At 62.0% G+C, this 24,616-nt stretch carries 21 protein-coding genes; 15 read left to right on the forward strand and 6 right to left on the reverse strand.

Annotated elements, in window-relative coordinates:
• Window positions 1-98: 98 nt before the first annotated feature.
• The 4 genes from NDI72_RS00235 (at window position 99) to NDI72_RS00250 (ending at window position 4,975) form a co-directional block, all read left to right on the forward strand.
• Window positions 99-1,508 (forward strand): hypothetical protein, encoded by a 1,410-nt coding sequence (locus tag NDI72_RS00235; RefSeq protein ID WP_283799224.1) that lies wholly within the window; start codon window positions 99-101, stop codon window positions 1,506-1,508.
• Window positions 1,505-2,719 (forward strand): polysaccharide pyruvyl transferase family protein, encoded by a 1,215-nt coding sequence (locus NDI72_RS00240; RefSeq protein ID WP_283799225.1) that lies wholly within the window; start codon window positions 1,505-1,507, stop codon window positions 2,717-2,719. The genes NDI72_RS00235 and NDI72_RS00240 overlap by 4 nt, the downstream gene beginning before the upstream one ends.
• Window positions 2,720-3,096: 377 nt before the next feature.
• Window positions 3,097-3,774, forward strand: a complete 678-nt coding sequence (locus NDI72_RS00245; protein ID WP_283799226.1) for a Crp/Fnr family transcriptional regulator — start codon at window positions 3,097-3,099, stop codon at window positions 3,772-3,774.
• Between the two features lie 442 nt (window positions 3,775-4,216).
• Window positions 4,217-4,975, forward strand: coding sequence for a response regulator transcription factor (locus NDI72_RS00250; RefSeq protein ID WP_206546021.1), 759 nt, complete (start codon window positions 4,217-4,219; stop codon window positions 4,973-4,975).
• A 134-nt stretch (window positions 4,976-5,109) separates the two neighbouring features.
• On the opposite strand, the gene mtnA is transcribed toward NDI72_RS00250, so the two are convergent.
• Window positions 5,110-6,219 carry an S-methyl-5-thioribose-1-phosphate isomerase gene (gene mtnA, locus NDI72_RS00255; RefSeq protein ID WP_283799228.1) on the reverse strand — a complete coding sequence of 370 codons (1,110 nt, stop codon included), beginning with the start codon at window positions 6,217-6,219 and terminating at the stop codon, window positions 5,110-5,112.
• Window positions 6,216-7,481 carry an S-methyl-5-thioribose kinase gene (mtnK, locus tag NDI72_RS00260; RefSeq protein ID WP_283799229.1) on the reverse strand — a complete coding sequence of 422 codons (1,266 nt, stop codon included), beginning with the start codon at window positions 7,479-7,481 and terminating at the stop codon, window positions 6,216-6,218. Before mtnK ends, mtnA begins: the two co-directional genes overlap by 4 nt.
• A 212-nt stretch (window positions 7,482-7,693) precedes the next feature.
• On the opposite strand from mtnK, the gene NDI72_RS00265 reads away from it, so the two are divergent.
• From NDI72_RS00265 to NDI72_RS00275, 3 genes are read left to right on the forward strand one after another with little or no spacing between them, the layout of a single operon-like run.
• A complete protein-coding gene (locus NDI72_RS00265) occupies window positions 7,694-9,211 on the forward strand; it encodes a sugar ABC transporter ATP-binding protein (protein WP_283799230.1) in 1,518 nt (505 codons plus the stop codon).
• A 3-nt stretch (window positions 9,212-9,214) separates the two neighbouring features.
• Window positions 9,215-10,282 (forward strand): ABC transporter permease, encoded by a 1,068-nt coding sequence (locus tag NDI72_RS00270; RefSeq protein ID WP_222473835.1) that lies wholly within the window; start codon window positions 9,215-9,217, stop codon window positions 10,280-10,282.
• A gap of 40 nt (window positions 10,283-10,322) precedes the next feature.
• Window positions 10,323-11,378: a substrate-binding domain-containing protein gene (locus tag NDI72_RS00275; RefSeq protein WP_113154472.1), complete on the forward strand. Its 1,056-nt coding sequence runs from the start codon at window positions 10,323-10,325 to the stop codon at window positions 11,376-11,378.
• Between the two features lie 494 nt (window positions 11,379-11,872).
• Here the strand turns inward: NDI72_RS00275 and NDI72_RS00280 are convergent, their stop codons facing one another.
• From NDI72_RS00280 to NDI72_RS00290, 3 genes are all read right to left on the reverse strand, one after another.
• Complete coding sequence (locus NDI72_RS00280; RefSeq protein ID WP_283799231.1) at window positions 11,873-13,927, reverse strand: bifunctional aldolase/short-chain dehydrogenase; 2,055 nt, start codon at window positions 13,925-13,927, stop codon at window positions 11,873-11,875.
• Window positions 13,928-14,002: 75 nt separating this feature from the next.
• Window positions 14,003-14,968, reverse strand: coding sequence for a sugar-binding transcriptional regulator (locus tag NDI72_RS00285; protein WP_283799232.1), 966 nt, complete (start codon window positions 14,966-14,968; stop codon window positions 14,003-14,005).
• A gap of 207 nt (window positions 14,969-15,175) precedes the next feature.
• Window positions 15,176-15,445, reverse strand: a complete 270-nt coding sequence (locus NDI72_RS00290; RefSeq protein ID WP_113154475.1) for a YMGG-like glycine zipper-containing protein — start codon at window positions 15,443-15,445, stop codon at window positions 15,176-15,178.
• A gap of 425 nt (window positions 15,446-15,870) precedes the next feature.
• Between NDI72_RS00290 and NDI72_RS00295 the strand changes: the two genes are divergently transcribed.
• Window positions 15,871-17,460, forward strand: coding sequence for a BCCT family transporter (locus tag NDI72_RS00295; protein WP_206554072.1), 1,590 nt, complete (start codon window positions 15,871-15,873; stop codon window positions 17,458-17,460).
• Between the two features lie 63 nt (window positions 17,461-17,523).
• Here the strand turns inward: NDI72_RS00295 and NDI72_RS00300 are convergent, their stop codons facing one another.
• Entirely contained in the window at window positions 17,524-18,531 is a 1,008-nt protein-coding gene (locus NDI72_RS00300; RefSeq protein ID WP_283799233.1) for a polysaccharide deacetylase family protein, read from the reverse strand.
• Window positions 18,532-18,748: 217 nt separating this feature from the next.
• On the opposite strand from NDI72_RS00300, the gene NDI72_RS00305 reads away from it, so the two are divergent.
• The 7 genes from NDI72_RS00305 to NDI72_RS00335 all read left to right on the forward strand — a co-directional run bounded on the left by NDI72_RS00305 (window position 18,749) and on the right by NDI72_RS00335 (window position 24,613).
• Entirely contained in the window at window positions 18,749-19,414 is a 666-nt protein-coding gene (locus NDI72_RS00305) for a tetratricopeptide repeat protein (protein WP_206545816.1), read from the forward strand.
• A 19-nt stretch (window positions 19,415-19,433) separates the two neighbouring features.
• Complete coding sequence (der, locus tag NDI72_RS00310) at window positions 19,434-20,864, forward strand: ribosome biogenesis GTPase Der (RefSeq protein ID WP_283799234.1); 1,431 nt, start codon at window positions 19,434-19,436, stop codon at window positions 20,862-20,864.
• A 175-nt stretch (window positions 20,865-21,039) separates the two neighbouring features.
• On the forward strand, window positions 21,040-22,224 hold the full coding sequence (locus NDI72_RS00315) for a cell wall hydrolase (protein WP_283799235.1): 1,185 nt from the start codon (window positions 21,040-21,042) through the stop codon (window positions 22,222-22,224).
• A gap of 246 nt (window positions 22,225-22,470) precedes the next feature.
• Window positions 22,471-22,824 (forward strand): AtpZ/AtpI family protein, encoded by a 354-nt coding sequence (locus NDI72_RS00320; RefSeq protein ID WP_113154480.1) that lies wholly within the window; start codon window positions 22,471-22,473, stop codon window positions 22,822-22,824.
• Window positions 22,825-22,863: 39 nt separating this feature from the next.
• Window positions 22,864-23,613, forward strand: coding sequence for a F0F1 ATP synthase subunit A (locus tag NDI72_RS00325; RefSeq protein WP_113154481.1), 750 nt, complete (start codon window positions 22,864-22,866; stop codon window positions 23,611-23,613).
• Between the two features lie 128 nt (window positions 23,614-23,741).
• Entirely contained in the window at window positions 23,742-23,966 is a 225-nt protein-coding gene (locus tag NDI72_RS00330; RefSeq protein ID WP_009451405.1) for a F0F1 ATP synthase subunit C, read from the forward strand.
• A 65-nt stretch (window positions 23,967-24,031) separates the two neighbouring features.
• Window positions 24,032-24,613, forward strand: a complete 582-nt coding sequence (locus tag NDI72_RS00335) for a F0F1 ATP synthase subunit B (protein WP_113154482.1) — start codon at window positions 24,032-24,034, stop codon at window positions 24,611-24,613.
• Window positions 24,614-24,616 lie beyond the last annotated feature (3 nt).

The raw sequence follows: 24,616 nt of genomic DNA on the forward strand, positions 1-24,616 counted from the left end.
TCCATAAGAGGTATCCCTGAAACAGGGACGCTCCATTGCATGCGTGGTATCCTCAACCGGGTTTACGCCGCTTGTGCGGCTAAAGGGCGAGGCGCGCCATGCGCATCGAATTACTGGGTTTGTTATCGCTTGTTCTCGGTGGGGTGGTCCTTCTGGCGCCGCCGCGCATGGCGTTCTACGTCATCGTCCTGTCCACGCTGTTTGGCGCTGCGGCAGCCTTTGGCGTGCCGGGTCTGGGCGGCGCTTCGGTGCTCGTGCCGAGCCTGCTTCTGGCCTTTTTCTGCCTGCGTCTCTTCATGGCGCATGGCGAGCGCCCGGTCTTCGCAGCCGTCTCGTCATCCTCGCCGGGCATCTGGCTGCTTCTGCTCACCGTCTATGGCGTCTTTTCCGCGCTTTTCTTCCCGCGCATTCTTCAAGGCGTCACAGAAACGATGATCGTGCTGCGCTCTTCCGCAGGGCATCGGATCATCGACCTCACACCATTGTCGTTCTCCAGCAACAACATCACCCAAACGGTCTATGCGCTGGGCGGTCTTTTCTGCTTCGCCTTCACCTATGCCTATCTGAAACGCGGCGGCACGGCGCGGGATGTGGTGAATGCGATGCTGGTTCTGGCGGTCGCCAATCTCGTCTTTGCGCTGCTCGATGTCGTCACCTATCGCACGGGCACGGCCCATCTCTTTGATTTCATCCGCACGGCGAATTACGCGCTCCTGACCGGCTCGGAAAAAGCGGGCTTCAAGCGCATTTCCGGCACCTTTCCCGAAGCATCGGCCTTTGCGGGCTACACCATCGTTCTCTTCGCCTTCACCGCCAGCCTGTGGCTCGACCGCATGCGCTCCATGACAACAGGCGTCATTGCGGGTCTTCTCCTCCTGGCGCTTCTTCTGTCGACCTCGACCACGGCGCTGGTGAGCCTTGCCGCCGTCATGGTCTTCCTGTCATGGCGCGCGCTGCCGGCAACCGGACCCCATGGCGTCACCGGTCGACCGGCGGCGATAGCGCTCGCTCTCCTCAGCGTTCCACTCTGCTTCATGCTTGTTCTGGTCTTCGCGCCGGGATTTGCCGATGGCGTTCAGTCGTTCCTCGACGAGACGCTCTATTCCAAGCTCAGCAGCCAGTCGGCGCGGGAGCGCATGCAGTGGAATGCGGTCGCGTTTCAGGTCTTCCTTGATACCTGGGGCTGGGGTGCGGGGCTCGGAAGCGCGCGCGCGTCCAGCTATGCGCTGGTTCTTCTTTCCAATGTCGGTCTCATCGGCGCGATCCTGTTTGCGCTGTTTGTCGGCAACACGCTGATGCTGCGCAGCGATGCCGGGCGCTATGAGCGGGCCGCCACGCGGGCGGCAAAGGCCGGCGTGTTTGCCGGGCTCTGCGAGGCCATGATTTCAGGCACCGTCTACGATCTGGGGCTTTTATTCTTCATCCTTGCCGGATCTGCCGCCGCCCTGCGCAGCGAGCCGGTGGCGGCCGGAGCCGGCAGCAGGACCCGTCTGGAGACGGTCTCGTGAGGGTCGTGGTCTTCAATGTGCGCTACAGCCCCAATCTGGGGGACGGCATTCTGGCCGAATGCCTTGAGCGCGAGCTTGCAAAGGCCCTGCCGGGCGCTGAGGTCGAGACGGTGGATCTTGCCGGGCGCGACGCTTATGGCGCTGCGGACAGCCGGCGCTTCGGTGTTCTGCGCCTGTTGGGGGCGATGCCCGGGCCGGTGCGCCGCATGGTCGTGGAGCGCGTGCTTGGCCGCCGTCTGGCGGCGCTGCGCCCCGTCTGGAAACGCAGGATCGAGAGCGCAGATTTCGTTGTCATCGGCGGCGGCAATCTCTTTCAGGACGACGATCTCAATTTTCCGCTGAAGGTCGGGCAGGTGCTGGACCTCTGCCGGGAGACGGACACGCCGGTGGGCGTCTTTGCCGTGGGCGTCAGCAGCCACTGGTCGCCGCGCGCGGCGGCGCTGTTCGGTCGCCTGCGGGAGTGCCGGGTCTTTCATGCATCGGTGCGCGATGCGGGCGCTTTGCAGAACTGGCAGGCGCATTTCTCCGACTGGCGGGATGCGAACCTCGCGCCCGACCCCGCATTGACGGTGGAGCGGGCGGAACATGCGCATGGGCATGTTCGCCGGGTCCGCCCGCTGGTCGGCCTGTGCGTCACCCATCCGGTCGTTCTACATCGGCATGCAAGCGGCGATGCGCAGGCCATTCCCCTTGCTTCGGTCGAAAGCTACCGGGCGCTGTCCGGGCAGCTGTTGCAGGCGGGCTGCGATGTGGTGCTCTTCACCAATGGCGCGCTGGAGGATCAGGCTTTTCTGGAGCGGGTCCGGCTTGACCTTCCCGAGACCGACGGGCGCATGACGGGGCGGTGCGGTGTTGTCGCGCGGCCATCATCTCCCGACGAACTGATTGCCCTTATCGGCAGTCTCGACGGGCTCGTGGCCCATCGGCTGCATGCCTGCATCACGGCCTATGCACTCGGCATTCCTGCCGTGGGGCTTGGATGGGATCAGAAGGTGAAGGGCTTCTTTCGGCTCACCGCCCGTGAACCCTTCTTCGTTTCAGCGCACCAAGAAGATGAAGCAGCCATCGCGAAGCGCGTGCTGGCGGCGCTGGAACAGGGGATCGACCCAGAAACACACCGTCTTTGCGTTGCCGGAGCACGGGGAGCGATCCTCAGACTCACGCGCGACATGAAGATGCCGGCGCCCGCCGCGGATCGCGCTTCAGCGTGATGCTTCGCTGTAAATCGGCGTGCGAATTGGTCAATCCGGCCCTCAATCGAAGAAATAATCATTATTCGGTGAAATTGGGGCTGGCTGACATATTTGTGATTAGGGCAGAATACCATGTTAATTAGAGACTTATCCGCGTGTCTCCTGATCGTGGGGCGGGGTCTGCGACTGCGAAAGCAGTTTTATGGAACCGGGTTTGCGAACAGGGCGTTTAGTTCGTGGTTAGAAGCCACATGACTGCCTCTGGTCGACATACCGGTCAGCCTGGTGGCCAGAAGTGGCGCAAAGAGCGGGGAAGTATGCGGGCTCGGGGCTCCGATAATTATAGAGAAATACTGCATTACCTGGAGGCTGAGACGGCGCGGGGCCTGTTTGGAATGGGCGCTGGCAAGGCAAACGGCTCGGCTCTGCGAAAGCGTCTTTACGCGAGTGGCGACACGATTGCCGACATGGATGGGCAAAAGCGCGCCGTTCTTCTGGTCGTTTCGGGCTGGGTGGCAAACGGAAAGGAGCTGGAAGACGGCTCCAGAACCGTGGTCGATTTCTCGCTGACCGGTGACGTGATCACCGTGGGATCAACCGAGTGGTCGCGTGAGGAAGTGCGGGCGCTGACATCGGTGACGCTGTTCGAATTTCCCGGTGCGATCTACGAAAACCTTTCCACCTATCCCCGGCATGTGCGCGAGTTCGTTCTCAAGGGAATGGCCCGGCGGTACGCCCGTGCGGCCGAGCATTTCGTGAATATCAGCCGCCGTGGCGCATTCGAGCGGGTTGCGCATCTTCTGCTCGAACTTTCCTTCCGTGTCGGCCTCTATGAGGGGCAGGGATCCAGTTCCTTCGCCTGTCCGCTTACCCAGGTCGATCTGGGCGATGCGCTCGGCCTTTCGGTGGTTCACGTCAATCGCGTTCTGCGCAAATTGCGCGAGGGCGGGTATGTCTCCTTCCGGGGCGGGGTGGTGACGTTTCAGAACCGCGCCGGCCTGATCACGGCCACCGGCTTCGATGATGCCTATCTGGCTCTTTCCGATGCGGATGCCGCGCCTGTGGATAACTGACCCTTCGGGCACTCACGGAAGGGGTATTCGCGCGGCTCCCATAATCGTGATTGCCGCAATGCGAAGCGCATTTGATATAATCAGTATTAGACTTCAGATGTATGCGCCATATGCCCTGTGCGGAGCGCAGTGGTTATGAAATGAAGAGAACCAAATTCGCGAATGGCGCGAATTTATCATCTGATTGCAACTTTAAGTATCTATTTTGCAAGTATAATCATTTTGAATGATTCTTTAAATGCATTGATCCATGTTAATGCAAATTATCCCCAATTGTGAGGATAATAAATCTCCAAGTGATAGTCCTGATGGAAGCCTCTTGGGGAGGTTTCATTCTGCCGATAGTTCATCGGCGGGGCGGGCGGGGTGTGCAAACAATAAATATAGCGCTTTTCCGATGTCACTGGGGCTTGGTTTGAGTGAGTGTTGGGGAGCATTTGAAATGGAACAGGCAAAGGTAGGACATAGCAGTGATTTACACGGGATCATGAATGCGTCCGGCGGTGCACTTGCGGCATCGTCACGAAAGGACTGGGACGCAGTGGACAAGGACGCTGATCGCGAACTTGTTCTTTTGATCGATCCCCGGGTGCTGGACCGGGAATGCCTGGCCCGCAGCCTGGAAACTCAAAATCCTTCTCTTGAAATTGTTGCAGTCGGTTCTTCGGAAGAATGGCACAAGGCCTCCGGAGGACGTCATCCAGAGGCCGTTCTCCTGATTGTCGGGAGCCGCAAGATTTCCGAACAGGGGATCTGCGCGGAAATTCATGACCTGGCCGAGGAATTCGAAGAACAGCCGGTGATCGTGATCGCCGATACGGATGATCTGGGACAGATCCTCAAGGCGCTGGAAGCCGGCGCGAAAGGCTATATTCCGAGCAATGTCGGGGTCGATGTCGCCGCCGAGGCGATCCTTCTGGCCCGGGCAGGCGGTGTCTTCGTGCCGGCAAGCGGTGTGCTTGCCATGCGCGATGTCATCAACTCGAACAGCAGTCGTGTTGTCGGGCTTGGCAATCTGTTCACTGCCCGCGAAGCCGAAGTGGCGGAAGCGCTCCGGCGCGGCAAGGCAAACAAGATCATCGCCTATGAACTTCAGCTCTGCGAGAGCACCGTGAAGGTGCACATTCGCAACATCATGAAGAAGCTGAACGCGACCAACAGAACCGAGGTCGCTTACAAAATTCGCGAGATGCAGGCCTGACGGAGTGTACGCTCGTTTGATGCCAGACTGGGGCTGACCGTGAGGTCAGCCTTTTTGTTTGTTTTGGTCCGGTTTGGCGGAAAACGATTCAAAATCAGCGCATTTCAGGCCATTTCTGAATCGTTTTCTGAAATTCACGCAGCGTCTGCATTCGCCCGTTCAGGGAAGAGTTTGGCGAGCCCTTCGGGTGAGGCGTCGGCAATGCCGCGCTCGGTTATCAGGCCGGTGACAAGCCGCGCCGGCGTCACGTCGAAGGCCGGGTTGCCGGCAGGCGTCGCGTCCGGCGAAATGCGTACCTGGCGCACCTGGCCGCTCTCGTCCTTGCCCCAGACAAGCGAGACTTCGTCGCCCGAGCGTTCCTCGATGGGGATCTCCTTCACCCCGTCGCGCACGGTCCAGTCGATGGTGGGCGAGGGCAGAGCGACATAGAAGGGGACGCCATTGTCGCTTGCCGCCAGCGCCTTCAGATAAGTGCCGATCTTGTTGCACACATCGCCATCGGCGGTGGTGCGGTCGGTGCCGACGATCACCATGTCGACCATGCCATGCTGCATCAGATGTCCGCCGGCATTGTCCACCACCAGCGTGTGCGGAACGCCGTGGCCGGCCATCTCCCAGGCGGTGAGCTGTGCGCCCTGATTGCGCGGGCGTGTTTCGTCCACATAGACATGCACCGGAATGCCTTCTTCCACCGCGTGGTAGATGGGCGAGGTGGCGGTGCCGAAATCGACGGTGGCGAGCCAGCCGGCATTGCAGTGGGTGAGGATGTTGACCGTTTCGCCGGGCTTCTTGCGCGCGGCGATTTCGCGAATGATTTCGAGCCCGTGGCGGCCGATGCTGCGGTTGAGCTCGACGTCCTCGTTGGCGATCTCGGCTGCGCGTTTGTAGGCGGCTTCAGCGCGTTCGCTCTCGGGCAGTTTGCCCAGAAGGCCGCGCATCTCGTCCAGCGCCCAGCGCAGGTTGATGGCCGTGGGCCGCGTTTCGTGCAGCGTTTCCCAGACCGCATCAAGGGCCGCGTCGGATGCGTCTTCGCGCATGCGCAGGGCGACGCCATAGGCGGCGGTGACGCCGATCAGTGGTGCGCCGCGCACCCACATGTCGCGGATCGCGGTGGCGATGCCGTCAACGGTGCTGACGGTTTCCACGCGCAGCTCATGGGGCAGCCAGCGCTGGTCGATGAGGTCGACGGACCAGCCATCCTCGTTCACCCAGATGGTGCGGTAGTGCTTGTCTGCGACCTTCATGACAGTTTCCCCTGGTCCAGTGCCTCGGCCAGCCGATCAAGTTCGGCCAGCGATTGAATTCTGTTGCGGTTGACGACGATGTGCCGGCCGAATTTGAGCGCTGCCGTCTCGCAGGAGGCGCGCAGATCTTCGTCGGCGATGTCCTCGAAATCGGCATTGTGGGCAAGGCCCAGAATGCGGCGGTGCATCTCGATGCCGGCAAAGCCCAGCATGTCGGTCCACAGATCATGAATGACATGGTTGAGCGCCTGTTCGGCGGCGAGCCCATCCTCCTGATCTTCATAGAGGGCGGCCTGATAAAGCATGCCGCCGCGTTCCGTGCGCCAGAGATGGGCGAACTCGTCGCGGAACGTGTTCCATGTCTCGTCGATGACGCGCAGGAGATAGGTGCGCATGGAGGCGCGGCTGCCATTCTGCTCGTGCCCGCGCTGCGAGAAATAGGCCATCCAGTAATTGGCGATCAGCATGCCCACGTCGAAGGCCATGGGACCGTAGAAGGCGAATTCCGGATCGATGATGCGCGTGTCGTCGGGCGTCACCATGACGGAGCCGGAATGCAGGTCGCCATGCACCATGGTTTCCGCCCGCGAGGCGAAGGCGTGCTTCATGCGCTGGGCCTCGACCTTCAGGTCGCGGTCGGCGCGAAGCTCTTTCACCACCGCGTCGAGACCCGGCGTGTGCCGGTTCATCGGCGCTTCGAAATAGGGATCGGAGAAAACGAGGTTTTCGGTGATGTCGCAGAGTTCGACATTGTCGGAGAAGAGCGCGAGGTCGGCCTTGCGTTCCGATGCCTTCATGGAAAGGTCGGAGCCGCGGAACAGGGTGCGGGCCATGAACAGGCCGAGATCCCGGCCGATCTTCGGCAGCTCCTGGCCTTCGATGAGGGCGCGGCGCAGGATGATGTGCGGCGACAGGAACTCCATGGCGATCAGCGCCTGCGTCTCATCGAAATAATGGATGGCGGGCACGGTGCCGGGCGCGCGCTGCTCCTGGCGGGTGAGCGCGTGATATTCGAAGAAGGAGCGCTTCAGCGGCAGGGGCCAGCTGTCGCCGACGAGCCGCACATAGGGAAGCGCCTGCTTGATGATGAGCGTTTCGCTGCCGCCCTCGACGATGAAGACGAGATTGAGATTTCCGTCGCCCACCTCGCGGACATCCCAGTCCGTGGGCGCACCGCCAAGCCGGTCGGCGATTTCCGGGATGCTGCCCAGGCGCGTCGGCAGGGTTTCCACCGTCAGGGCCTCAAAGGCGTTCTCTTTCATGTCTCTGTCTCCTCCCGTTCGCGCCGGTGCGCGCAAATCATGGCGTTCGCTCCTCATCCGCCCGCCATCGCCTTCTCCCGCACGCGGGCGAGAAGGGCGATGGTCTTCATGTTTGCACCACCGGTTCTGACGTCACGCTACCAAGGCTCTGTCATTTGTCAATCATGTTGACAAATGCTTGTTACCTGTTAGCGTCACCTTGGGAGGAGAGCATGGGCGACACCGCGATTTTTCGCATAGCCGGCCTGACCAAGGCGTTCGGACCCAACGCCGTGTTGCGTGGAGTGGGGCTCGACCTGCGCGCCGGCGAGGTAACGGTTCTGATGGGCGCCAACGGCGCCGGCAAGTCGACGCTCGTGAAGGTCATGAGCGGCGTTCACCGCGCCGACCGTGGCGTGATGATGCTGGGCGACAGGCCCTTCTCTCCTGCCACCCCGGCAGAAGCGATGCGCGCCGGCGTGGTGACGGTGCATCAAAACATCAATGACGGTGTGGTGGGCGCGCTCGACGTGGCCAGCAATCTGGTACTCGACCGGCTGAATGGCGCGGGCAGCGGCTTCTTCTTCAACCCGCGAAAGGTGCGGCGCGAGGCGCGCGAGGTGGCCGAGCGCATGGGGCTTGGGATCGACCTCAGCGCCGAGGTGACCGACCTGCCGCTCGCCGACCGCCAGATGGTGGCCATTGCGCGCGCCATGGCGCATGAACCGCAGGTGATGATCCTCGATGAGCCCACCTCTTCGCTTTCCAGCAATGAGGCAGAACGGCTCTTTGCGCTGATCGACCGGCTCAGGGCGCGCGGCGTCGCCATTCTCTACATTTCACACCGCATGTCGGATATCCGGCGTCTGGCAGACCGCATTGTCAGCCTGCGCGACGGGGCCATTGTCGGGCAGTTCGATGAAAAGCCGCTCGACTATGAGGGCGCGGTCAATGCGATGCTGGGCCAGAATCTCGGCCTGCACAGCATTGATGCGCGCGCTGCCGGGGCGCCGGTTTTCTCGGTCCGCGATCTGCGCATCGCACCGGGCGCAAAGCCGCTTTCCATGGAACTGGGCGCGGGCGAGGTGGTGGCGGTAACGGGGCTTGTGGGCGTCGGCAAGACGCGGCTTGCCGAAACGCTGTTCGGCATTCATCCACCGCTTGCCGGCTCCATGCAGCTCGATGGCCGGGCCTATGCGCCCAGGACGCCGGCCAGCGCGATCAGGGACGGCGTGTTTCTTGTCGCCAAGGACCGCGCCTCCACCGGCATCGTGCCGGAATTCAACATCTACGAGAATATGAGCCTGCCGTTTCTGCCGCGCTTCTCGAACATGAGCGTGACGCGGCGGCGGGCCGAACGGCAGACCGCGCGCGAGCAGATTGCGGATCTCAAGATCGTGTGCCGCTCCGAGCGCGACGATCTTGCGACCCTTTCGGGTGGCAACCAGCAGAAGGTGACCGTGGCGCGCTGGCTGACACAGCCCTCGCGGCTTCTGATCCTGGACGAGCCGTTTCAGGGCGTGGACATTGCCGCGCGCCATGACATTGCGGCCAAGCTGCGCGAAAGCGCCCGCGACCGCGCAACACTGGTCTTTCTGACCGAACTGGACGAGGCGCTGGAGACGGCGGACCGTATCCTCGTCATGTCCGAAAACACGATTGTCGGCGAGCATCGCAATGCCGACGTGGATATGGACCGGCTGCTGGCCGAAGTTGCCGGCCAGCGTCTGGAACCCGCAGGGAGCGTTTAGAGAATGGACAGCCGTACGGCGGACAAGACCCCGGTTGAAACCCCGGCTGAGGCGCTGGCGCAGCCGAAAGACGGCCGCTCGCTGCGCGAGCTGGCAATCCGCTATGGCTTTTTGAGCCTGCTTGTGGGGCTGATCATTTTCTTCTCGCTTGCGACGCGCGGCTTCACCTCGCCGCAGGCGGCGGTCTTCATCCTGCAATCCGTTTCGATCACCGGCATTCTGGCGCTCGGCGTGACGGCGACGCTGGTGGTGGGCGGTTTCGACCTTTCCATCGGCTCCATCGCCACAAGCTCCATGATGGCGGCGGCCTATGTGATGGTGGTGCTGGAGCAGAACGCACTGGTGGCGGTTCTGGTGTGTCTTGCCATCGGCGCGCTGGTCGGGCTGATCAACGGTTTGATCATCTGCTATATGCGCGTGCCCGATCTTCTGGCGACGCTCGGCATGATGTTCCTGCTGATCGGTCTGCAGCGCATTCCGACCGAAGGGCGCTCCATCGCAACCGGCATGACGCTGCCCGACGGCTCGACCGCCGAGGGCACGTTCAGCCAGGCCTTTCTGGCGCTCGGGCGGCACCGGTTCGATCTCTTCATGGAGAACCTCGTGCCGGCCTCGGTGGTGGTGCTGATCGTGCTGGCGATCCTGATCTGGTTCTTCCTCGAATACACGCGGTTTGGCCGCATGATGTATGCGGTGGGATCGAATGCGCGCGCTGCGGAGTTTGCCGGCGCGCCGGTCAAGGCCTACCGCATCTGGGCCTATGTGATCTCGGGCGTCTTCGCCTCCATCGGCGGCATTCTTCTGGCCGCGCGCCTTGGGCGCGGCGACATCGCATCGGGCAACAATCTGCTTCTGGATGCAGTGGCGGCGGCGCTGATCGGTTTTGCGGTGCTGGGTGCAGCCAAACCGAATGCGTTCGGCACGGCCATCGGGGCGCTGTTCGTGGGCGTGCTCCTGCAGGGGCTCACCATGATGAACGTGCCGTACTACACGCAGGATTTCGTCAAGGGCGCGGTGCTCGTCATCGCTCTGATCTTCACCTTTGCGCTGCTTGGGAGGAATGCCCGGTAGCGCCCGTTCAAAAGCAAACAGGCAGTGGAGGAGAAAGAGTATGGAAATTTCACGCAGACTTCTGGGCAAGATGGCCGTGGCGCTGGCCGGCGCGACCATGCTTCTGCCGGCAGCCGCCGGCGCGCAGGACAAGCCCGCGCCGTTCGACAATCCGGGTGATGTGGAGATTGCGCTGGTGCGCTATCTTTCCACGGGCGACTTCTTCCAGGCCTATCTTTCGGGCGTGGAAAAGCAGTCCGAGGCGCTGGGTGTGAACCTGCGCGTGCTCGACAGCCGCCAGGACGCCGCGCTTCAGGCCGACATGGTGGATCAGGCGATTGCGCTTGGCGTTGATGGCATCATCATCCAGCACGGCCTGACCGAATCCATGAAGGAGGCTGCCCAGCGCGCCGTCGATGCGGGCATCAAGGTCGTGGCCTTCGACGTGAATGTCGAAAATGATGCGATCCCGCAGATCGAGCAGTCCGACCGGGATCTGGCGCGTCTGGCGCTGGAGCAGGCCGTTGCCGACAATGGCGAAGCGTGGAAGGCCGGCTATGTTTATGTGGCCGGCATTGCACCGCTCGACCGCCGCGACGAGACCTGGCGCGAGTTCAAGGAAAAATATCCGGGCATCGAGGAAGTGGCGCAGTTCGGCACGCTCGACAATCCGATCGCCAACTCGGTCGCCAACCAGGCGCGCTCGGTGGTGACGGCAAACCCGGACATCCAGGTCATGTTCGCGCCCTATGACGAGTTCGCCAAGGGCGTGAAGATCGCCGTGGACGAGGCCGGCCTTTCCGATGGCATCAAGATCTATTCGGCTGACGTTTCGACGGCCGATATTTCGGCCATGCGTGAGCCGGGCAGCGCCTGGGTCGCCACCGCCGCCACGAACCCTGCCGTTGTGGGCGAGGTTTCGGTGCGCGCGCTCGCCATGCTTCTGGCCGGCGAGGAGCCGGGCAAGAGCGTCATCGTTCCGCCGACGCTGATCACGCAGCAGGCGCTCAACGATGGCGACATCAAGAACATGGACGATCTGTCGGCGAAGATGCCGCAGTTTGCCCATGCCGATGTGGCGGTGCCGGACTGGATGCCGCTGCCTGCGCGCGACTGAGGCAGTGCGTTGGGTGGAATGGAAAGGGCGGCTTGCGGGCCGCCCTTTTTGTTCGCGCGGAGATGATGTGCGTGCCTTTTCCTCCGCCCTTCGACAGGCTCAGGATGAGGGAAAGGGCAGGGGGACGTATGGCGGCTTGAAGGGTGCGGGCGTGTTTTGGGGTGACGCCGCGACGAAAGCCCTCATCCTGAGCGCGTCGAAGGGCGAGGGCGGGATGGCGGGTGCGATGTTGTGAGCGTTGGCGCTCGCCCCTCATCCGCCTGCCGGCACCTTCTCCCCGCTGGCGGGGAGAAGGAAAGCGCGGCTCTTGGGCTGCTCTTTTGATTTGCCCTTCAGGCATGGATACCCGGCTCGGGGGCCGGGCATGACGAATGGGGGGCGGGATGATGCAAATCTTCGGTATCCGCGATAGACGCCACTCCTGCCATTCGTCACCCTCGGGCTTTGACCCGAGGGTCCATGCCGGGACGGCCAATGCCCGTATGCCGGCGTCCTTATCGCAGGGCGGCTGCGATGTTGCCGCCGTCGACGGTGGTGACGTCGGCGGTGGTGCGTTCGGCAAGGGCGTGGTTCAGGAAAGCCTGCGCCACGTCTTCGGCGCGCACTTCAAGGCCGAGAAGATTGCCGCCCATATAGTCCCTCTCCGAGACGCCGCGCGCGGTGGAGCGGTTGGCGATCATCTCGTTGGTGAGGAGGCCGGAACGGATGCGGTCGGCGTTGACCGCGTTGGAACGCACGCCGATGGAGCCGTAATCCAGCGCATATTGCCGCGAAAGGAACAGCGTTGCCGCCTTGGGCAGGCCGTAAGCGCCGAAATTCGCTCCCGGATTGACCGCCTGTTTGGAGGCGTTGAAGAGCAGAACGCCGCCGGTGCCCTGCTGTTTGAAGAGGCGCACCGCGTTCTGCGCCACGCTCTGATGGGCGAAGAAGTTGAGCTCAAAGCTCTGGCGCAGCGTGGCGTCTTCCAGCTCACCGATCTTGCCTTCCCAGGCAGCACCCGCGTTGGAGACCACGATGTCGACGCCGCCGAACACATCACGCGCCCTGTCGAAGGCGGCGCGCACGGCGGTCGCATCGGTCACGTCCGCGCCGATGCCGATTGCGCCATTGCCAATGGATTTGGCCACATCCCCGGCCTTGTCGGCATGCATGTCGACGACGACCACATGCGCGCCCTGCGAGGCAAACAGCTTCGCCGTGGCTGCGCCGATTGCACCGGCGCCGCCGGTTACCAGCGTGACCTGGCCGGACAACGGCTTGGGCTTGTTGGACGCGAGCTTGGCCTGTTCGAGAGACCAGTATTCAAGCTCGAAGAGGTCGGAGAGCGCCAGCGGATGGAAAGAGCCGATGGCCTCGGCGCCGGTGACCGCTTCCACCAGCATTTCGCCCACATCGGCGGCGATCTTCGCTTCCTTCATGCTGCGGCCATGGCCGATGAGACCGAGACCGCGCACCAGCGTCAGGCGCGGCATGGTGTCGAGCATGGTGCGTTCGATATCGTCGGTGGCGTTGTTGGTCTCGAAATAGTCCTTGTAGCGGTCCGAGAACGCGGCGACCTTTTCGCGGATGATCTTGCCATAGGCGTCGAGCTTGCCGGCCTCGGGGGCGGGCAGAACCATGGGGCCGGTCTTGATGCGGATCGAAAGATCCGGCGTGGAGACGCCGCGGGTGGCGAGCTCTTCGGCGGTGTCGGCGTTCACATAGTCGAGGATCTTTGGCGAGGTGCGGAAGTCGCAGACCATGCGGCCATATTTGCCTTCGCCCTCATCGATGGCGATCGCGCCACGCAGATAGGGCATGATCTGCGACGGGGTGGCGAGTTCCTTCGGCAGCGCCACCGGGTTGAACGGCGTCTTGCCGTGCCCGGCGACATAATCCTCGGCCATGGTGACGAACTCGATCATGAGATCGTAGGCCGTCTTGGCGTCCTCGGCGAAGGTGAAGATGCCGTGCTTGTCGAGGATCAGGCCCTCGACGGACGGGTTTGCGTCATAGATGTCGGCGGCTTCCTTGGCGAGGTCGAAGCCCGGCTTGATGTAGGGCACGAAGCCGAGCCGGTCGCCGAAGACTTTTTTGCAGAGCGCTTCGGAATCTTCCTGGTCAACCAGTGCGAGGATCGCGGTGGAATGGGTGTGGTCGACGAATTTGTGCGGCAGGAAGGCGTGCAGAAGCGTTTCGATGGACGGGTTGGGAGAACCCGGATCGATGAGGTTTGCACGCTGCATCGCCACCATGTCTTCATCCGACAGGGAGGGCAGTTCGCGGGCGGCCAGAAGCGCGTCCATCTTCACGGCAGGCAGGCCCTGTGGCTCGATCACGCCCATGTCCCAGCCGCTGCCCTTGACGCACAGAACATCATATTCGCGGCCCAGAATGTCGGTGGCGCGGCTTTTCAGCGAGGTGTTGCCGCCGCCATGCAGCACGAGGCGTGGCTCGCCGCCCAGAAGACGGGTCGTGTAGACGCGCAGCGCCAGGTCGCGTGCGACGCCCTTCTGCGCATAGTGCTCGACAAGCTTTTCTGCTTCGCTGTCTTTCCAGAGGTTCTGCATGTCTGTCCTGTACGTGTCTTGAAGGGTTGCGCTTGCCGGCGTCAATCAGGCCGGGGTGGGTCAGGCTGGCGTTGATCAGGCCGGCGTGGGTTCACTGGCGGTGTGGTGCTTCAGAAGCTTCGTCGCCATGGATGACGTGGTCACCAGATGGGTGAAGAAACGGCCGGCGATGGCGGCCTGCAGGGGCTCGAACTTCTCGTCCTCCTGCACCACCATGAGCCGCCGGGGAATGGCGCGGATGGCGTCGAAATCGGCAGAGATCATGCGCCGGTTGTAATCGCAGTCGAGCAGGGTGCCGTCGGCGGTGATGATCTGCCCGGCAATGACGCCGGTCGCACCCATTGTTTTCAGCCGTTCAAGCTCTTCAAGGCTGAGCGCGCCGCATTTGATAACGTGGCTGTCGGCGTCCAGCGCGCCGACCGTGAAGAGCGCCATGTCGCAGGCGCTGATCCCGTCGAGCTGTTCGCGGATGACCGGCTCCTCGCGCAGGGCGCGCGCCAGCTCCTCGGTGCTGAGCACCAGCGGGGCGTAGAAATTCAGACCCTTGGCGTTCAGCCGGCGGGCAATCTCCATGGTGCACTGGTCGGGACGGTAGGCATAGGGCGAGCCGAGATTGCCGCACATCTCCACCACCGTCACGTCTTCGCGGTCGGCGTAGCTCATTGCATCGGCGATGTCGTAGACGGTGCGGCCCCAGGCAACGCAGACCTGGTTGCCATTCTCGACCATCTCCAGAAACACATTGGCGGCAAGCGTGGGGATCTCTGAAGGAGGAGAGGGCGAAAGCGCATCTTCGCCGACGAGCCAGACGGTCTCAAGCCCGAACGCGTCTTCCATCTGGCGGGCAAGACGCTCGCCGCTGAAGAGATGCGTGGAGGTGGAGATGTTGACGATGCCGGCTTCGCGCGCCTTGCGCAGATAAAGCGCCACGGACGCGCGCGAAATGTTCAGCCGCTGCGCAACCTCGTCCTGACGCAGGCCGTGCGTGTAATAAAGCCAGGCGGCCTTGTGTATGATCTGTTCTGCCGGACGATAAGCCATTCCGCGCCTCCTTTCGACATTATTCATGGTGATTGACAAAAGTCAATTCATCGCCGCGAAGAAGCGCGAACCATGGGGAAGCGGGTCTTGTAGTCATGACGGGCAGGCATGACGGATCGGGTGATCCGGACAAGAGAAAGGCCGGGATGCATGTGCATCCCGGCCTTTGCAGATTTTAAGGGGCAGCGCGGGGCGCTGCCAGTCAGATCAGTAACCCTGCGGGCAGCGCGCTTCGTAGCGGCGGCCATACTCGTCGCGGTAGACGCAGACGTTTCTGTTTTCCTGCGAACGACCGACCAGAGCGCCGGCCACTGTGCCGACTGCGCCGCCGATGAGCGCGCCTTCAACCTTGTTGCCGGAAGCGAGCGCGCCGATGGCTGCGCCGCTGGCGCCGCCGAAGGCTGCGCCCTGCTGGGTGGGGGTGCAGGCCGCAACGCCCAGAAGCAGCGCCGGAACGATAAGCAGTGACTTTTTCATAAAACCTCTCCAACTCTTTTCTTGATCATAAGCTTCGAAAGCCAATTTGGTTCCGCTTGAAGCTGTCTGATATAACAATGTCCCTATCGCCGTATACCATGCACATGAAATCCGGCAAAACTCGGTATCACAAGCATAGTTTGTGACGATTTAAATCCTAATTCTGTGAATTCCCCCGTTCAAACGGAGGTGGTTCCGAAGGCGAAACAGGCATTTGGGCGAGAATCACCCCTTTTGTTGAACTTGCCGTGTTCCGCTAGCCGACTATTTGACTGATTCTGGTCTCAATCCACACCGTTGAGGTCGCATACAGACCATGTGCGATGGCGCTTTTGGGCCAAATTTTCTCCTGTGGAGGAGCGCTCCGGTGGTGGGCGGCCATACTGTCGTTTGCTTCCAGCCCTCGGACAGAGATGGAGTGAAACATGTCAAATCAAGTCATTGAGGAGGACCACGGACTCGAGCCGGGGCAAGACAATGTCCGTCTGCTTGGTCTTGATGTTCACAATCCCGTATTCTTCATTTCCGCCGTGCTGATCGTCGCATTTGTGATCGTCACGCTGATTTTCCGCGATATCGCCGGCGACGCGCTTGGCGGTCTCAGGGTCTGGCTGACCTCGACCTTTGACTGGGTCTTCATGCTGTCGGCCAATCTGTTTGTTCTGTTCTGCATCGTCGTGGCGCTGACGCCGCTCGGAAAGGTCAGGCTGGGCGGCAAGGACGCCGTGCCCGAATATTCCTATTCCGGCTGGTTCGCGATGCTGTTTGCCGCCGGCATGGGTATCGGCCTGATGTTCTTCGGCGTGCTTGAGCCGATGTATCATTTCAACAATCCGCCGCTCGGCCTCACCCCGCCGGTTGTGGACGGACAGCTGGTTGCGGAAGCGGTTCCGGCCGCCCGCGAAATGGGCATGGCGGCGACCATCTTCCACTGGGGGCTTCACCCCTGGGCGATCTACGCGGTTCTGGCGCTTTCGCTTTCGCTTGCGGCCTACAACAAGGGCCTGCCGCTCTCCATTCGCTCGGCCTTCTTCCCGATCCTCGGGGAGCGCGTGCGCGGCTGGGCGGGGCATCTGATCGACATCATGGCGGTGTTCGCCACGCTGTTCGGTCTGGCCACATCGCTGGGGTTCGGTGCGTCGCAGGCGCTGGCCGGCCTCAACGAGCTTTACGGCGTTCCCAACACCGACACGGTCAAGGTTCTGCTCATAATGTGCATTACCGGCGTGGCGCTGGTGTCCGTGGTGGCGGGGCTCGATGCGGGCGTGAAGCGCCTCTCCGAGATCAACATGGTGCTCGCCATCCTTCTTCTGGGCTTCGTCATCATCTTCGGCCCGACGCTGGCGATCATCACCGGCTTCTTCTCCAACACATGGTCCTATGTGAAGGAGCTGCCGCAGCTTTCGAACTGGATCGGCCGTGAAGACACCGGCTTCATGCATGGCTGGACCACGTTCTACTGGGCGTGGTGGATTTCCTGGTCGCCTTTTGTGGGCATGTTCATCGCCCGCGTCTCGAAGGGGCGCACGGTGCGTGAGTTCATCGTCTGCGTGCTGATCATTCCGACACTGGTTTCCATCCTCTGGATGACCACGTTCGGCGGCACGGCCATGAACCAGTTTCTTGCAGAAGGCTATACGGGCGTTCAGCAGACGGTGGTGGACTATGTGCCGGAGCTTTCGCTGTTCGCGATGCTGGCTGATCTGCCGCTGGCCAGCATCAGCTCGCTGATCGGCATCATTCTGGTGATCGTCTTCTTCGTAACGTCTTCGGATTCGGGGTCGCTGGTGATCGACACGATCACTGCCGGCGGCAAGATCGACGCGCCGGTGGCGCAGCGTGTCTTCTGGGCGCTGTTTGAAGGGCTGGTGGCGATCGTGCTGTTGCTCGGCGGCGGGCTGGCCGCGCTTCAGGCTGGCGCAATTGCGACCGGTTTCCCGTTCGCGATCCTGCTCGTGGTCATGCTTTATGCGACCTACAAGGCTCTGATGAGCGAGCGCGCGGCCGGGAACTAATTTCGGTCTTCGCCTTAAGAAAAGGCCCCGGCGCCATGCGCCGGGGCCTTTCTGGTTCTGCAATCAGGTGCCGCCCTGTGCGGGCGGGGCTTCGGTCTTTTGGGTGGCCGCCAGATAATCGCGGTAGCTCACGCATTTCACGTCATCCATGCCGCAAACGTCGCCGGCGAAACGCTCAAGTGCATCCCAGTACGCGCCGTCATTCATGAGGGTGAAGTGGAAGCCGAGCTGGAGGGGTGTGCGGCGGCCATCATACTCTTTCCTGAAGGACGCCATGAATGCATCATGGGTGCGCTTCTCGAAGGCCGGGGCCGCCTCGGGCTTCTCCTTGCCGCCGGAATGGCGGACATAAAGATTGTAGTCCATGGCAATGACCTGCCTCTCGCGTGGCCCTTCCGGGATCAGCGGAAGCGAAAAACGCACGACGCCGCCACGCGCTTTCGGCAGGGCAGGCCCGCGCGACACGGTGCTGGCGTCATAGGCAAAACCCTTTTGAGCGAGAGTCTGGAACAGGCCCTTGTTGGTGGAGAGGTAGGGCGCGCGGAAGCCGTGGATTTCGTTGCGGGCGAAATCCTGCCACTCTTTCGGCTCGCCTTCGATCTCGTTGAGCTTCCAGGCATTGGCGACGATATTGCTGAATTCGTCGAACTCCTGGCCCCAGTCGGCCGCGCTCCAGTCCTTGCCGTCGAAATGCCCGCAGCCATGGCTGGCGATTTCATGACCCTCGGAGCGCGCGGTCCAGATCTGGCCGAGCCGGCCCTCGACATCCTCACGGCTGTAACCGCTGCCCACATTCGAGCGCCCGCGTGACATGCCCGGCGCTTGATAGGTTTTGCGGGTCTCCGGCGAGAGCAGGTAGACGCAGGAGAGGAAATAGGTAAAGCGCGCACCGGTCTTTTCGGCGATTGCGCGGCTGCGCTGCCACTGCTCCAGATGGAGCGCGCCATCGAACGAAATGATCACATATTGCGGCCTGGCGGTCTGAGACTTGTCAGTCGGTGCGGCATCGTTGGCGAAACAAGAGCTTGTCAGCGCCAGCGCGGACGCCCCGGCGCAGAGTAATTTGAGCATGATCTCAATATCCAGAATGCAAAGTCGAGGCAGCGGTAGCGAACAAATATGGCCGAGTTTGGAAGGCAAAGACCTGTTGAAACAAGACGCCATGAAAAGGCCGGAAATCAACAGAATGAGGTGGAATCGCGCTCGCCCCCTTCCATGGCGACAAATTTAGTCTAAAAAGCCCGAAACCGGGAACATTGCGGGACATCCCGCTAAACATGGGTCGCATATGTCCGACGACAGTTTTATTCGCGAAGTCAACGAAGAGCTCCGCCAGGATCAGTTCAAGTCGCTTTGGCGTCGATTTGGCCCGGTCGCCATTGGTGCGGCCGTGTTGCTCGTGGTCGCTACCGCCGGCTATGTGGGCTATGAGCGCTGGACCTCTTCGCAGGCCAATGCATCGGGTGACGCGTTCTCGCAGGCGCTCGATCTGGCACGTCAGGGTGAAACCGCAGAGGCGCTGGCCGCATTCGAAGAACTCGAGGGAAGCGGCTATGGCTCCTATCCGCTTCTGGCGCGCATGCGCGCAGCCACGGTTCTGGCGGCTGACGGCGACGCCGATGGTGCGGTCGCCGCATTCGACGAGATTGCCGCCGACAAGTCGGTGACCGACGTCATTGCCGATACGGCAAGGCTGCGGGCCGGCCTGATTCTGGTTGACCATGGTTCCTATGCGGATGTCGCAGCCCGCGTCGAGACGCTGACGGCTGATGGCAACGCGCTGCGCCATACGGCGCGCGAGGCGCTCGGTCTGGCAGCCTGGAAGGAAGGCAAGCGCGACGATGCGCTGACGCTTTTCCAGCAGATCTCGGGCGATGCAGCCGCGCCGCGCAACACGCGTCAGCGCGCCGAAATGATGGTGGAACTGATTCTCGGCTCAGGCCCGGCTGAATAGCCGTAACCGGTGTAACTCTATGGCTTTCAAGCTTGCAATCATCGGCCGACCCAATGTCGGCAAGTCGACGCTGTTCAACCGGCTCGCCGGGCGTCGTCTGGCCATAGTCGATGACACGCCCGGCGTCACGCGCGACCGGCGTTCGCATCCTGCGCGCCTGCAGGATCTTCGTTTCGAAGTGATCGATACGGCGGGGCTGGAGAGCGCCGCCGCGCCGACGCTGGAAGGGCGTATGCGCGTTCAGACGGAGCAGGCGATCGAGGAAGCAGACATTGCGCTGTTCATGATCGATGCGCGCGTCGGCGTGATGCCGGACGATGCGACCTTCGCCAATCTTCTGCGCCGCCGCGGCAAACCGGTGGTGCTGGTCGCCAACAAGATGGACGTGAATGCCGCCCGCAGCGGCGTTCTCGATTCCTGGGAACTCGGGCTTGGCGATCCGGTCGAGATTTCGGCGGAGCATGGTCTCGGCATGTCCGACCTGCGCGACGCCATCGTTGAGGGCCTTGGCGAAGACGTGGCGCTGGCTGAAGAGCCGGAAGACATCATCGTTACGACGGACGAAATTGCGGTCGGCGAGGACATCGAGCCCGATTCGGAAGAGGAGGTGCATTACGACACCTCCAAGCCGCTGCGGATCGCCATTGTCGGCCGACCCAATGTGGGCAAGTCGACGCTCATCAACGCACTTCTGGGCGAAGATCGCATGCTGACGGGGCCGGAAGCCGGCATCACGCGCGATTCGATCTCTGTCGACTGGCAGTGGCGCGACCGCAAGATCAAGCTGTTCGATACGGCAGGCATGCGCCGCAAGGCGCGCGTGCAGGAAAAGCTGGAAAAGCTTTCCGTCGCCGATGGCCTGCGGGCCGTGCGCTTCGCCGAAGTGGTGATCGTGGTGTTCGACGCGACCATTCCCTTCGAGAAGCAGGATCTGCAGATCGCCGACCTGATCATGCGTGAGGGCCGTGCGCCGGTCATCGCGTTCAACAAGTGGGACCTGATCGAGGACCGGCAGGAAACGCTGGCCGAACTGCGCGAAAAGACCGAGCGGCTGTTGCCGCAGGTGCGCGGGCTTCAGGCCGTGCCGATCTCGGCAGAGACGGGGCGTGGCTTCGACAAGCTGATGGAAGCCGTCGAGAAGACGCACCGTACCTGGAACAGCCGCATCTCCACCGGCCGGCTCAACCGCTGGCTCGAAGGCGCGACCACGCAGCACCCGCCGCCGGCCGTTGCAGGCCGCCGCCTGAAGGTGAAGTACATCACGCAGATCAAGACGCGTCCGCCGGGCTTCGTGGTCTCGTGCTCGCGTCCAGAGGCGATGCCGCAATCCTATGTGCGCTATCTGGTGAATGGTCTGCGCGAGACCTTCAACCTCCATGGCGTGCCGATCCGCATGGCGCTGCGCACCTCCGACAACCCCTATGCGGGGCGGGCGAAGAAGCGTCGCTGAGAGTGGTGTGACGCCACATCACAAGATTTTTGAACGGGCTCTGCATGGCAGGGCCCGTTTTTTCTTGGCTGCCTGTGTCTGCCTGCGGGCACGCATTCGACCGCGTTAACCAGTGATCAAGGTTAACCAATTATGGTTTTTGCAATTGGGTCGAGTTGCGTAGCGGAGAGTGTGGGTGCTTCGTCGGACAGGAAATGTACCGCGTAAAGCGGATGGAGAATCACGTTCGCTTCTCGCGCCGGCAGTGGTGGCGCTGGGGTTCTGGATCGGCTTTCCGGGCGTGGTCGCACATCAGGACATAGCCGGGCTGGTTTCTGGAGAGGAGAGTGCGGCGCCGCGCTGGGCCGCCTATCTGGAGAAATCGGTAGCCGGTTCCATTCATCAGGCCGAGATGCCTTTCATTGACGGCAATCTGAAGACGGGCAGTATTTCCGGCTCGGGCATCGCTGCACCTGGCATTGGCGCGGTGGCGTTTCGCGGCAAGAAGGGGTTCACCGGCACGACGCCGGACGAGGCGCGCATCAACCGCGCCGACAAGACCGGCCGTCTGGTGCAGGTGATGCCGGTTCAGCCGCCGCGCCTGTTCGAGGCGGGCACGATTTTTGAGAAAACCAGCTTCCTTCTGGAGCAGCCGAAGGCCGACCAGAAGCTGATGGCCTTCGTGAAGCCGGACATTCAGGGCGAAGAGGTGCGCATCGCCTCCGCCTTTTACATGAAGCGCGACAGGAAGGCCGATCCGGATATGCCGCGGGCGATTGCGGCGCTGGTCAACAATGACCGCGCCGACATTCTGGCGACCGCCTATGCGCCGCCGGAGCCGGACTATGAGAAGGCCTCGCCCTTCGCCAGCATTCTGCGTGAGGAAGAGCCGCAGGGCGGCCGCTTCATTCCGCCGGTCAGCGCCAAGGATCATCCATGGGCGCGCAGCCCGCTGCCTGCCGAAGTGTTTTCGGACCGCGAGCAGCAGTGTCTGGCTGCCGGCATCTATTTCGAGGCGCGCGGAGAATCGGTCGAGGGACAGGCCGCCGTTGCGCAGGTCATCTTGAACCGCGTGCGCAATCCCACCTATCCGAACAGCATCTGCGGAGTCGTTTATCAGAATGAGAAATGGCGCAATCGCTGCCAGTTTTCCTTCGCCTGCGACGGCATTCGTGACCGGGTGAAGAGCCCGGGCCACTTCAAGACCGCGCAGGACGTGGCGATGGCGACGACGGCCGGCAAGATCTGGCTGCCGGAGGTTGGCTCCTCCACCCATTACCACGCGACCTATGTGCACCCCCGCTGGGCGGGCGCGATGCAGCGCATGAAAAAGATCGGGCAGCACATTTTCTACCGCACTTATGGCGGCGGCTGGAACTGATCCGGCCTTTCAAACGGGGGCGCGCGGCGGGCGGAATTTACCGATGACCCGCCGCGATTCCCGTTCTCAGCGCGCCATTTGGCGCTGCGCGCATTGTCGCAGCAAATCATCGCATTGTTTTTGAATGCCTTTTCGCCTTTGTGAATGGCTGCAACAGCGGCTTGACTGGGGCGAGGGCGCTCACTATGTTGCGCGCGACTTTCAAGCGGATAGCCGCTGACCAGCAAACCCGGTACGGAGATTGCGGTGGCCAACAAGGATCAGCCGGACGAATTGGAACGCCGGCGCGCGGATCTGGAGAAGGCACTCGCAGAAAAACGGCCGGAATCGCGGGACGGCGACGAGGGGAAGACGAAGGGCGATATGGCGGGCGTCGGACAGGCGCTCAGACTATCCAGCGAGTTCATTGCCGGCGTTGGTGTCGGCGCTGCTCTTGGATGGGGCATCGACCATTTTGCCGGAACGTCGCCCTGGGGGCTTATCATTTTCCTGCTCCTCGGTTTTGGGGCAGGGGTTCTTAATGTCCTGCGTTCGTCAGGACAAATTGCTGAATTCGGGGTTCGCTCGTCGCAGAGCGGGCAGGATCCCGAGAAGAAGTGAACGGCGCAAGAGCGCCATTATAGAAGCGAGGGGGTCCAGGTGGCCAACGATCCGATCCATCAGTTCCAGATCTCCAAATGGATTCCGATTGAGGTCGGCGGACTGGATTTCTCCTTTACCAACTCCTCCGCCTTCATGGTTGCGACGGTGGTTGCCGCCGGCGCATTTCTCTTCCTGACGACCTCCAGCCGCGGCCTGGTGCCCGGCCGGCTGCAGTCGATCTCGGAGATGTCCTACGAATTCGTGGCGTCCATGTTGAGAGATTCGGCAGGATCGCACGGGATGCGGTTCTTCCCGTTCGTGTTCTCCATCTTCATGTTCGTCCTGATGGCCAACCTGCTTGGCCTGTTCCCATATTTCTTCACCGTGACCAGCCATATCATCGTCACCTTCGCGCTTGCGCTTCTGGTGATCGGTACCGTGGTCGTATACGGCTTCCTGAAACACGGTTTCGGCTTCCTCAAGCTGTTCGTGCCACAGGGGGTTCCCGCTGTTGTCGTTCCGCTGGTGGTGCTGATCGAGATTGTCTCGTTCCTCTCGCGCCCCGTCAGCCTTTCGGTTCGTCTGTTCGCCAACATGCTGGCCGGTCACATCACGCTGAAGGTATTCGCCGGCTTCGTCACTTCGTTGAGTGCGTTCGGCGTTGCCGGAGCCGCCGGTGCCGTGCTGCCGCTCATCATGACGGTTGCGATTACCGGCCTCGAGTTCCTCGTCGCCTTCATGCAGGCCTACGTCTTTGCCGTCCTGACCTGCATGTATCTGAACGACGCCGTCCATCCCGGCCACTGATCAAGAGGTTCCAACGACTGGCTTCGTTCCGGCCCTGAAAGGGCGGGTAGAGGAAAACAGGTTTCACCGGCGGTCTTCCGCCAAGTCTGAAGAAAACACGCAAATCCGCGATTACAAGGAGTTTCAAAATGGAAGTAGAAGCAGCAAAGGCTATTGGCGCCGGTATCGCCTGTCTCGGCATGGCTGGTGCAGCACTCGGCCTCGGCAACATCTTCGGCAGCTACCTCTCGGGCGCACTGCGCAACCCGTCGGCAGCAGACGGTCAGTTCGGCCGCCTGATCTTCGGCTTCGCCGTGACGGAAGCACTCGGCATCTTCTCGCTGCTCATCGCTCTGCTCCTCCTCTTCACCTAAGCGCGCCATTCGCGTGCGTGGCCGGCCGCTCAAGGGCGTCCGGCCGGTTTTAAGAGAGGTAGACAATGTTTGTGGCATCGGCATTCGCAGCCTCGGCGCAGGACGCCGCGGAAGCGACCCATTCGGAAACCGGCGTGGCGTCGGAAGGCGCTCACGAAGCTGGCTTCCCGCCCTTCGATTCGTCCACATTCCCGTCGCAGATTCTGTGGCTGGCGATCACTTTCGGGCTGTTCTACCTGTTCCTCAAGCGCGTTGTGCTGCCGCGTATCGGCGGCATTCTGGAAGTGCGGCGTGACCGCATTGCCCAGGACCTCGACCAGGCTGCGCGGATGAAGGAAGAGGCGGATCAGGCTGTTGCTGCCTATGAGCAGGAACTCGCCGACGCTCGCAAGAAAGCCAATGTCATCGGTCAGGAAGCCCGCGACGCCGCAAAGGTGGAAGCGGACGCCGAGCGTCAGCAGATCGAGAAGGATCTCGATGCCAAGCTCGCCAAAGCCGAGGAGCGCATTGCTTCGATCAAGGAAACGGCCATGAAGGACGTGGGCGCCATCGCTGAAGACACGGCGGCATCCATCGTTCAGGAACTGGTCGGCGGCCGGCTCGACACGACTGCAGCGAAAGCTGCCGTCAAGGCCGTCAAGCAGTAGGAG

It is taken from the genome of Nitratireductor sp. GZWM139 (assembly GCF_030068685.1).
GTDB classification, from domain to species: Bacteria; Pseudomonadota; Alphaproteobacteria; order Rhizobiales; family Rhizobiaceae; genus Nitratireductor; species Nitratireductor aquimarinus.